This window comes from Brevinematales bacterium (genome assembly GCA_026415355.1).
In the GTDB taxonomy this organism is placed as follows: Bacteria; Spirochaetota; Brevinematia; order DTOW01; family DTOW01; genus SKYB106.
In genome coordinates this window covers 1-8365 of sequence record JAOAHF010000024.1, presented here as the reverse complement: position 1 = coordinate 8365, position 8365 = coordinate 1, and the positions used below count along the sequence as shown (strand labels likewise).

8 protein-coding genes are annotated in these 8365 nt (G+C 32.2%); 5 read left to right on the top strand and 3 right to left on the bottom strand.

What is annotated here, in order from left to right; translation table 11 throughout:
- Positions 1–544 (top strand): type III pantothenate kinase (locus N2712_07670; protein MCX8029853.1); only part of this gene is annotated, 544 nt, incomplete at its 5' end.
- Between the two features lie 183 nt (positions 545–727).
- On the opposite strand, the gene ftsH is transcribed toward N2712_07670, so the two are convergent.
- On the bottom strand, positions 728–2662 hold the full coding sequence (gene ftsH / locus N2712_07665) for an ATP-dependent zinc metalloprotease FtsH (GenBank protein ID MCX8029852.1): 1935 nt from the start codon (positions 2660–2662) through the stop codon (positions 728–730).
- Between the two features lie 116 nt (positions 2663–2778).
- Here ftsH and N2712_07660 point away from each other — a divergent pair, with 116 nt between their 5' ends.
- From N2712_07660 to N2712_07650, 3 genes are read left to right on the top strand one after another with little or no spacing between them, the layout of a single operon-like run.
- Positions 2779–3129, top strand: coding sequence for a hypothetical protein (locus tag N2712_07660; GenBank protein MCX8029851.1), 351 nt, complete (start codon positions 2779–2781; stop codon positions 3127–3129).
- A gap of 4 nt (positions 3130–3133) precedes the next feature.
- Positions 3134–4744, top strand: coding sequence for a hypothetical protein (locus N2712_07655; GenBank protein ID MCX8029850.1), 1611 nt, complete (start codon positions 3134–3136; stop codon positions 4742–4744).
- A 14-nt stretch (positions 4745–4758) separates the two neighbouring features.
- Entirely contained in the window at positions 4759–5679 is a 921-nt protein-coding gene (locus tag N2712_07650) for a hypothetical protein (GenBank protein MCX8029849.1), read from the top strand.
- A gap of 1 nt (position 5680) precedes the next feature.
- Here the strand turns inward: N2712_07650 and N2712_07645 are convergent, their stop codons facing one another.
- Positions 5681–5848 carry a hypothetical protein gene (locus N2712_07645; protein ID MCX8029848.1) on the bottom strand — a complete coding sequence of 56 codons (168 nt, stop codon included), beginning with the start codon at positions 5846–5848 and terminating at the stop codon, positions 5681–5683.
- Between the two features lie 168 nt (positions 5849–6016).
- Between N2712_07645 and ispH the strand changes: the two genes are divergently transcribed.
- Entirely contained in the window at positions 6017–6865 is an 849-nt protein-coding gene (gene ispH, locus N2712_07640; GenBank protein MCX8029847.1) for a 4-hydroxy-3-methylbut-2-enyl diphosphate reductase, read from the top strand.
- Positions 6866–6875: 10 nt separating this feature from the next.
- On the opposite strand, the gene ftsA is transcribed toward ispH, so the two are convergent.
- Complete coding sequence (ftsA, locus tag N2712_07635; protein MCX8029846.1) at positions 6876–8120, bottom strand: cell division protein FtsA; 1245 nt, start codon at positions 8118–8120, stop codon at positions 6876–6878.
- Between the last annotated feature and the right edge of the window lie 245 nt (positions 8121–8365).

Sequence of the window (8365 nt, the reverse complement as noted above, 5' to 3'; positions counted from 1 at the left end):
ATATGGTATACTAAATCTAACAGGTATAGACCCTAAATTCATTAGTGTGGCTGATGTTGACATAGAAGTAGATTACAGTAATAAGTCAGAAATAGGTAGTGATAGGATTGTAGATGCTTATGCGAGTAAAGTCCTATACGGTGATAACTGTATAGTTGTGGATACAGGAACTGCTACTACCATCGATGTAGTACACAATGGTAAGTATATAGGCGGAGTTATAATGCCAGGTATTCAAACTTCTCTCTATGCTATATTTCAAAAGGCATCTAAAATACCAAAAATATCCTTGGACACTCCTAAAAAAGTTATAGGTAAGACAACTGAAGAATGCTTACGCAGTGGTATAATCATAGGTTTAGCAAAAGGGATAGAAGGAGTTATAGAAGAGATATTCAAGGAAATTGGACATACCAACTTCCAAATAATCTTTACAGGGGGGCTTTCAGATAAGATATTTGAAATTGTAAAATTTAATAACAAAAACATCGATAAAGATCTTATGCTAAAAGGCTTAAAACTAATAGCCGTCAAAAAAGTGTAACAAGATTCCCCAACTTCCAAGATTTTGGAATATTGTTGTCAATTCAATACTAGATGTAATCTTACTACTTTTGCGAAGAAAACTTACAAGGCAGTTTTTAAATAACCATATTCAAAATACAACCTACTTAAAATTTGGGTTTGTAAAATAATCTAGTTGGTTATTAGAAGACAGTAGGTGTATTTAGTTTGTGTTAACCACTGGTTTGAGTTCGGTTAATACGTTTGAAAATACATCATTCTTTTCTGGTTTCTTACCCAATATTCTTTCAATGTCTTCTGATGAAAGTGTTTCTTTTTGTAGTAACTCTTTTGCTAGTTCTTTTAGTTTGTCTATGTTTTGTTTTAGTAAGTTAATAGTTTCTGTATAGCAGTTGTTTACTATTGATTTTATTTCGCTATCGATTACTTCAGCTATTCTATCACTATAAGTTTTTTTCACAACTATATCTTTACCCAAAAACACAGGGCCTTCTTTTTCTCCGTACTGTATTGGACCTAGTAAATCACTCATACCCCATTCACAAACCATAGCTCTTGCTATTTTTGTTGCTTTTTCTATATCATTTTGGGCTCCATTTGATATAAATTTAGGGCCAAACGTAATTTCTTCAGCAGCTCTACCTCCTAGTATGCCCATTATCATTTGCAATAACATTTCTTTATTGTAGAGTTTTCTGTCGTTTATTGGTAATTGTTGAGTAACACCTAATGCTCTACCTCTTGGTATAATTGAGACTTTGTATATAGGATCAGCGTAAGGTAAAAGATGTGCGACTACTGCATGTCCTGCTTCGTGAAATGCGGTTATTGTTTTCTCTTCTGGAGTTATAATGTATACCTTCTTTTCAGGTCCCATTAGTACTTTATCCCTTGCCTTTTCAAAATGTTTCATACAAACTTTCTCTGAATTTTCTCTTGCTGCGATGAGTGCTGCTTCGTTTACCAAGTTTTCAAGATCAGCACCGGTAAAACCTGGTGTACTTTTAGCTATTACAGATATATCAACATCATCACCAACTTGGATTTTCTTAATGTGTACTTTGAGGATTTCTTCTCTTGCTTTTATATCGGGTATGTCAACAACGATCTGTCTATCGAATCTACCAGGCCTAAGTAATGCAGGATCAAGAATATCTGGTCTATTAGTTGCAGCAATTACTATTATTCCTTCTTGAGAGTCAAATCCATCCATTTCAGCTAATAATTGATTTAGAGTTTGTTCTCTTTCATCATGTCCTCCACCAAGTCCTGCACCTCTAAATCTACCAACAGCATCTATTTCGTCTATAAACACAATGCAAGGAGCATTCTTACGTGCTTGATCAAATAGATCTCTTACTCTACTTGCACCGACTCCAACAAACATTTCGACAAATTCAGAACCACTCATGCTCAAAAAAGGTACCCCAGCTTCACCAGCTATTGCCTTAGCTAGTAATGTCTTACCGGTTCCTGGAGGTCCTACAAATAATATACCTTTGGGTATTCTTGCACCAATCTTTATGTACTTCTTTGGATCCTTAAGAAAATCGACTATTTCCATTACTTCTTCTTTAACTTCTTCAATACCTGCTACATCTTTGAAGGTAACTTTTTTGGGAGGATCTTTATAAATCCTTGCTCTACTTCTTGTGAAATTGAAAATTCTTGTGTTGTCAGGATTATTCCCAACCTGTCTCCCAAAAAACCAACTTAGTAACAAAAGACCACCTATTAAAATACCTACAAAAAGAAGTATATTTATTAAGTCCGACATTCCAGTTGTATCCCTGCCGTAAACGTCGACTCCATTCTCTGTAAGGAAATCTAAAAACTTTGAATCTGCAAAATGTGGAAGTAGAACCTTAAACGAAAAAACACCGCCTTTATCTTTTGATAAGGCTTCACCATAAATTATTCTACCATTTTCTATGGTTACTTTAATAACCTGCTTATTTTTCACCATCTTTGTAAATTCAGTATAGCTTATTTCTGGAGTAAATCTTACATTACCTATAGGAGATGCTAAGTATATTATTAGCCCTCCAATTACAAGTATTATAAGTATACTCCATAAGCTAGACCTATCATTGTTTGGCTGTAGATTGTTGGATGGTTTATTATTCTGTATTTTCACTTTATGTCCTCCACTAACCATTAAAATTTACAAAATGGTTATCTTTTTTGTCAAATTCTAGAAACTTAAAGAAAGAATTTGAAATTTTCTTTAACTTATCCTAAAATCGTTAATGTATGTTTAAAGAAGTAATATTCCTAGTTTTTTCAGTGATATTATTTATTATATTTGGAGTTATAATATCTCTGACCAACATTGACTATACCATTGCTACTTATTATGATCCGGTTAAAGAAAAGAAGCCTAAAATCAACAAAACTATTTCCAAAGACGATAATTTATTCATGAATAGTATCAGAATTGAAGTTTTTGATGATAGTACAAGAAAAACCGTATATGTAGATAAAAACACCACAGAGCTTGAAGTATTTGCTATTATGGGTGGTAAAGTACATCAAAATTTCTTGACAATTACTAACTTATTAAAAATAATTACTAACAGAGGTGCCAAAATAGAATTGAGGTGATTTTATGGTGAACGATAAGAACATGGAGGATATCAATAGTATGGAAGATATCATAGAGGTAGAACAAATAGATGTTGATATTGATAAAAACTATGATATTAGCCTTGACATTAGCTCGCTGCCTGAAATAGAAACAGAGGGTAAAAGCATTAATATTGATCAGACAATAGACATAAGCAATACTCTTGAAAAAATTGAAGATACTGAAGTTATTGAAAGTACTTGTGATTCGGAAATTGGTAGTTTTGAAGAAGAAAATACTATTTCAATATCAAACGAAGAACTAGATAATATACTTGAAGGTGCTAGTATAAAAGAAGAGGAAATAGAAGATATTGGTATAAATATTGAGGGAAATGAAATATCCTCAATTGATCAAGTTCAGGAAGGTATTTTTACCAAAGTTGAGAAAATTGACGAAGTACCTATATCAGATGAAGCGTTTAAGAATGCATCGGAATCAATATCACTTGAAAGTGAAATTGTATCTCAAAAAGCAACTTCCGATAAATCAGATATCATAGTTATGTCGACTGAAGATTACAATAGGATTGTAGAACAAGAACAAGTAGTACCGATAGTAGATAAACCATCTGAAGAAATCATAGATATTGATGAATCTATATCATCGGATCTAGGTTTAGAATCAATATCTCCTGAAGAAGTTGGTGTATCTACGGAATTAACATCTAAGGAGTCACAATTAAATGATCTTGAGTATGATGAATTGCAGATAGAAGAGCTAGATAACTCCATGTACCAAGAAACGAAAAGTACATTTCCAGAAGACCTTGGAATAGTAGATACCCCTGTTGATATAACGGCAACTAAAGAAATTGATCTTGATGTACTTAGTGCTGAAACTAGGGAACCTGAGAAAAGTAGTATTGATACTACAGATGTTGGTGAAATTGAATTGAAAACAGAAGATATTCAAATAGTCGATTTTGAGGAGGTATCAGAACCTATATCTTCTGATCAAAAATACGATAAATCAACAGAATATACAGGTACTCAAGAAATAGGAGATCTATCAATATCATCTTTTGAGGACATTTCTTTAGAATCTACTGAGTTAATTCAAGAAATTACTACGCCAATCGAATCTGAAAAGCTTATAGAAGAATCTATCTCAAAACCATCAGTGTTAGAGACTTTCGAAGTGATAGACGATATAAGTTTAGATGTTAGTGAAACAAGTAAAGAATTTTCAGTTATGCCTGATGAAGTTGGATTTGAAGAAATAAAGGTTGGATTAGAAGAAGCAAAAGAAGAGATTTTAGGAATAGGATTTGAAAGGACGTCAGAAGTAGGTATAACCGAAGAAGCAAAAGAAATTGAGCGAAGTATAGAAGACATAGAAAAGCTACAATCTCAAACGTTAGAAACTAAAGAAATTTCAAGAGAAACCTTAACCTCTTACGAAGAAAAAGTATCAAAGATAGAATCATCTATTGAGTCGTTGTCTGAAGAAGAGAAAGATGATATTAGAAAAGTTTTACAATACCTTGATAAACTTCTTGAAAATCTACCAGAAGATAAAATAAAGGAGTTTGCTTCCTCTGAGTATTATGATCTGTACATGCGTATATTTGATAAGCTTAAGATTAAGTAGGATAGGGGATAAAAATGGGACTTCTCGAAAAGGCTAAGTCTTACAGAGAAAAGCTAATACTCGATAGTTTAAGTGGTAACAACAATTTATTCAGTATAAAACCTATAACTATTGAAGATCTTAGAATAATCAAAGAATATTACGAGAGAAATCTATCTCCAAGTAAGTTCGGGTTATTGAGTTTGCTTGTAAAGGTTGCAGAAGATGTAAAATATTTCTCTTCTGTTGAAAGTATAGTATCATCACTATATACGGTAGTTTCAAGAGTTGGTGGTGATGTTGAAGGAATAGGGTATTTATCAGATAAATTTGATTCCATATACGGAGATATAGATGAAAAAGAGATACCTACTTTCTTTGGAACAGGGTACTACATAGTACAAAATGGTAATACTTACATCAAAGTTTCGGGAGAAATGAGTACTTTCTTAGTAGCAAAATGCAGAGGTGAAATTAAACTTGATGATGATGCAGATATGGTACTGAAGAAGTGTATTGATGTTTTATCTGTTGCTCTTAGGTTGGTCCAATTTAAGGGAATTGATATTAAAAATTTCTATGGTTTTAGAAATTCATTTGCACTTAGTGAAATACAAAAATTATCAAAGCAAGAAGTTTTGGATGATAATAAAATGTTTATGCTTCTTTACTATACGAAAGAACTTTTTGGATTGAACTTCATAATACTATTTAACAACAACTTGAAACCTATTCTATCAATTGGATTTCCTATGGACATCCTGGAAAATATAAAGATAACATCAGATATGATGAACAAAAACATAAATAACATGGAAGTTATCGATCTTGAGCTGTCAAAGCTTTTTAGTTATGGTAGCTATAATATTGCTTTTACTAAGATAAAAGGTAAAACAATATGTATGGGAGCTAATTACGATTTATCTCTTGTATTAAAGTACATAGAGAGCTTGTAGATTATCTCTTCTTACCATGTCCCATGAAGGGGTTGTTCTTTATGTCCTTAATTGTGTTAGCGAAATTATCTCTATTGCTTTGAGAAAAAACCATTGAAGCCACACCTATGCCAAACCCTGCAATAACCACTAGAATAACTATCAATGAAATTATCTTTTTTTTGTTCATGCGTAAAATTTAACGTATAATCTTTTAATTTTCAACATCAACCATTCTTGACATTGGATAATACTTTTATCTTTAAATTTCATCAGGTGAGATATAAAAGTTATAATTATTTCTTGAAAAGAAGGAGAGTATTAGTTATATTAAAATACTCCTTTAGGAGTAGGGTATATGGAAGTTGAAATTGCAAAGGATGTAGGATTCTGTTTTGGTGTTAGAAAGGCTGTTGATAAATTAGATGAAGTACTTAATACTCAAAAAGAGAAGGTTTACGTTACAGGTGATTTGATACATAATAAAGATTTCTTAAAGAAATACGATGGAAAAAATGTAGAATTTAACGAAGATATTTCAAGCTATAATGAACGAGGTTTAGTGGTTATAAGAGCACACGGAATATCTGATTCTGAAAGAGAGAAACTAAAAAATAATCCCAATTTGGTTGAGATTATAGATGCAAGTTGTCCTTATGTATTGAGAGTACATTATCTTACAAAAAAGATGGTGAAGGAAGGATATCATATAGTTATAATTGGTGAATCATCACATCCTGAAACTAGAGGATACTATCTGAACGTTAAGGATAATGCTACAGTAGTATATTCAAAAGAAGAAATAAACAATATACCGAGAGTTAAGAAGATTGCAGTCTTCCCTCAAACAACTATGAACTATCAAAAATTCAAGAGTATTGTTAGCGAACTAGTTACCGAATTTGGCGAAGTTAGAGTTTTTATGACGATATGTCCCCCTGTATACAATAGACAGAAATCAGTTGAAGAACTTTCAAAAGAATGCGATCTAATGGTAGTTCTTGGAGGATACAATAGCTCAAATACTAAAAAGTTAAGAGATTTGTGTGCAAGGTATACAGAAGCTATACACATTGAGAATATAAGTCAACTAGATACTTCAATTTTAAAAGGAAAGAAAAAAGTTGGTATAGCAGCAGGAACGTCGACACCAGATTGGATAATAAATGAAGCCTATCAATTCTTAAAGAACTATAATCCTGAGTGATTTTAATGTCCTATTCGCCAAAGAAAAAGTTGTTTATAAAATCTTTGATCTTCTTAAGGAAATCAACTCTGTTTTGATTTGAGTTTTGGAGTATAACATTTCCCTTCAAGAGAGGGTAATATATAAGACCAACTGCCTTTGAAAATGTTGGATTTTTAACAGCATCCGCTACACCACCTATGTTTTCAATATATCCAACTCTGCAAGGAAGATCAAAAACATTCTCTGCAGTTTCTTCAATACCAGGTATAAGAGAACTTCCACCTGTTAGAACAACTCCAGCAGTAGCAATATCATACATTCCACTATTTTCTAAGAGTTTTTTGATTTCAGAGAATATCTCTTCCACCCTTGCTTCTACAACCTTTGCTAAATCTATTCTCTTTATTGTTTTAATCCGCTTGTTTATCATTTGAACTTCTATTGTTTCGTTTTCATCGACTTGTAGGGGAGATGAGTGTCCATAGAGTTTTTTTATCTTCTCACTTTGCTGAAGAGTAGTTTTAAAAATAGTCGATATATCACTAGTTATATCAATACCACCTAAAGGTATTGAACCATTGAACCAAACATTTCCATTGTAGTAGCCTACAACTTCTGTTGTGCCACCACCAATGTCAATCAGAACAACACCTAGATCTTTCTCTTCTTCAGTTAGTATAATCTCACTTTCAGCTATAGACCCTAGTATAAAGTCATTTATACCGAGATTTGTTTTTGAGACTGCTTTTATAAGATTTTGTAATTGTGTTACATTTGCATTTATTATCCTTAAAGATACCTCAAGTCTTGTACCATTCATACCTAATGGGTTTTTAATACCATCTTGATTATCAACAGAATATTGCTGTGGTATAACATGTATTACTTCTTTGTTCATTGGTACTACTCTTTCCGTAGCAGAATTTATTGCCCTTTTTACCTCAACTTCCGTTATTTCCCTATCTCTATTATTTACGGCAACTACTGATTTAGTATTAATTCCCTCACAATATATTCCAGATAAACCTACATACAAACTATCTATTTGTATTCCTGCCATTATTTCAGCATCTTCAACTGCTTTCATTATGCTGTTGGATGCTTCCTGAATATTTACTATAGTACCTCTTTTCACACCTTCAGACAAAACTTGTCCAGCTCCAAGAATTCTCACATCGTCTTTAGATATTACCTCAGCTATCACACAAGCAGTTTTATAACTACCTACATCAACAGATGCTATTATGTTACTATTTTGGTTTTTAGATGGCATTTCAAATCTACAAAGGTATTTTAAATATACTTTCCTATTCTATTCAACAAGGTTAACCAAAGTAAAAGGAATCCTGTTAATTTTACCATAATAAAAAGCTGTTAAAAACTTACTATCAAACCGATATGTTGTTATTAGAATGAATTAATAACAATCACAAAAAATTGTTATTTACTTACTACCAAGAAGGCTGAGCTATTGAGTTTTTTTGCTTTTTCTAGAATCTTCATAGCATCTTCGTAACT

Coding starts and splice junctions, on each gene's coding strand:
- ftsA (MCX8029846.1), bottom strand. CDS start 8,120: ATGCCATCTAAAAACCAAAATAGTAACATAATAGCATCTGTTGATGTA.
- N2712_07645 (MCX8029848.1), bottom strand. CDS start 5,848: ATGAACAAAAAAAAGATAATTTCATTGATAGTTATTCTAGTGGTTATT.
- N2712_07660 (MCX8029851.1), top strand. CDS start 2,779: ATGTTTAAAGAAGTAATATTCCTAGTTTTTTCAGTGATATTATTTATT.
- ispH (MCX8029847.1), top strand. CDS start 6,017: ATGGAAGTTGAAATTGCAAAGGATGTAGGATTCTGTTTTGGTGTTAGA.
- N2712_07655 (MCX8029850.1), top strand. CDS start 3,134: ATGGTGAACGATAAGAACATGGAGGATATCAATAGTATGGAAGATATC.
- N2712_07650 (MCX8029849.1), top strand. CDS start 4,759: ATGGGACTTCTCGAAAAGGCTAAGTCTTACAGAGAAAAGCTAATACTC.